The organism is Mycobacterium sp. TH-M25, from assembly GCF_057473665.1.
Map to the genome: position 1 here is coordinate 1 of NZ_JBYCLA010000111.1, position 1,936 is coordinate 1,936.

1 protein-coding gene and 1 pseudogene are annotated in these 1,936 nt (G+C 62.1%); both read right to left on the reverse strand.

The features are described 5' to 3' along the window. Positions 1–409, reverse strand: a pseudogene (locus AC2VOU_RS03855) (Fe-S cluster assembly protein SufD); the annotation flags it as partial. Then, positions 406–1,936: Fe-S cluster assembly protein SufB (gene sufB / locus AC2VOU_RS03860; RefSeq protein ID WP_486956159.1), on the reverse strand; the 1,531-nt coding region annotated here is incomplete at its 5' end. The pseudogene AC2VOU_RS03855 and the gene sufB, both read right to left, overlap by 4 nt.

The following is a 1,936-nucleotide window of genomic DNA, read 5'->3' on the forward strand; positions in this document are numbered from 1 at the left end:
CGCAGACCCTGATCTGTAGAAGGCCGTAAGCCACTGCGCCTTCGCCGGGCCCCGTGACGGCGATGTTGACCGGCTCAGCGATCTGCGTGTCCCGCCCGACGGTCACCACCGTCGCCGAGTTGAACGACGAAAATGCCTGGGCCGCAACACGGTCAGCAGGGATACCGCCCTGCCCCAGCCGTCCGTCGCCACGGCCCACGGTCTCGGTCTGCACGCCGGGCGGCTGGCTGACAGTGATCTGTGCCTTGCCATTGGCCACGGCCGAGCCGTCATGCAGCCCGCGCAACCGCCGCAACGGGGTAAACCGCCAGATCTCGTCGCGACCGTGCGGAACCTCAAAAGCGTCAACATCGAAGGATGCGAAAAGCTCGCCCTTGTTTAAAGCGGCTTTCAGAGCGGCGGAGCTCATCCGACCGCGCCCTCCATCTGCAACTCGATCAGCCGGTTGAGTTCCAGCGCGTACTCCATCGGCAGTTCCTTGGCGATCGGCTCGACGAAGCCGCGCACCACCATCGCCATTGCCTCGTCCTCGGTTAGCCCACGGCTCATCAGGTAGAACAGCTGGTTCTCGCTGACCTTCGAGACGGTGGCCTCATGGCCCATCGTGACGTCGTCTTCGCGGATATCGACGTACGGATAGGTGTCGCTGCGGCTGATCGTATCGACCAGCAGCGCATCGCATTTCACGCTGGAGCGCGACCCCTGTGCGCCTTTATTCACCTGCACCAGGCCGCGGTAGGAAGTGCGGCCCCCACCTCGAGCCACCGATTTGGACACGATATTGCTCGACGTGTTCGGCGCCAGGTGCAGCATCTTGGCACCGGTGTCCTGGTGCTGGTCTTCGCCGGCGAACGCCACTGACAACACCTCACCTTTGGCGTGCTCACCGGTCATCCAGACCGCCGGGTACTTCATGGTGACCTTGGACCCGATGTTGCCGTCAATCCATTCCATGGTGGCACCCGCTTCGGCACGGGCGCGCTTGGTGACCAAGTTGTAAACGTTGTTCGACCAGTTCTGGATGGTCGTGTAACGGCAACGGCCACCAGGCTTTACGATGATCTCGACGACTGCCGAGTGCAGCGAGTCCGACTTGTAAATAGGAGCGGTGCAGCCCTCCACATAGTGAACGTATGCGTTCTCATCCACGATGATCAGCGTCCGCTCGAACTGACCCATGTTCTCGGTGTTGATCCGGAAATAGGCCTGCAGCGGGATGTCGACGTGCACGCCCGGAGGGACCACTATGAAGCTGCCGCCTGACCACACCGCGGTGTTCAGCGCGGAGAACTTGTTGTCCCCCGCCGGGATCACGGTGCCGAAGTACTGCTTGAAGATCTCGGGGTGTTCCCGCAGACCCGTGTCGGTGTCGAGGAATATGACCCCTTGGGCCTCTAGGTCCTCCCGAATCTGGTGGTAGACGACCTCGGAGTTGTGCACCACCAAACCTTCGGCGACGAAGTTGTGCGGGCCGTCGACCTCGATGTCATACACCGGCTCGACTGCGTACGGTTCGATCGACTTCACCCGCTCGAAGCCAAGCCATTCATTGGCGTGCGCCCGAATCGTTGTCCCGTGCGCACCATTGGATGAATGCATGTACTTGCGGCGTCCAAAGCGGTTAGTGCGCTTGGGGTTACGACATCCGAGCCGCTCAAAGTTGCCGGAAATACCGAGCCGCCAAGCGACTTGTATGCGCTCCGGCGCGTGACGATAAGGCTGCGCGAAGGACCACGGCCCGCCCGCGGGCAAACCCGATAGCTCGGCCAGTTCACGCGCTGGACCAATGAGCGCGTCAGTGGCGCAGGTCAACAAGATTGAGCCACTCTGGTCAGGGCCCACGTAGCCGTCGGCATCGACCCAGCCGCCGAGGAACGCCAATCGCTGATCGACGGGCAAGCCGTAAACCCAGTCTGGTACCCGCTTCATGAGCGAC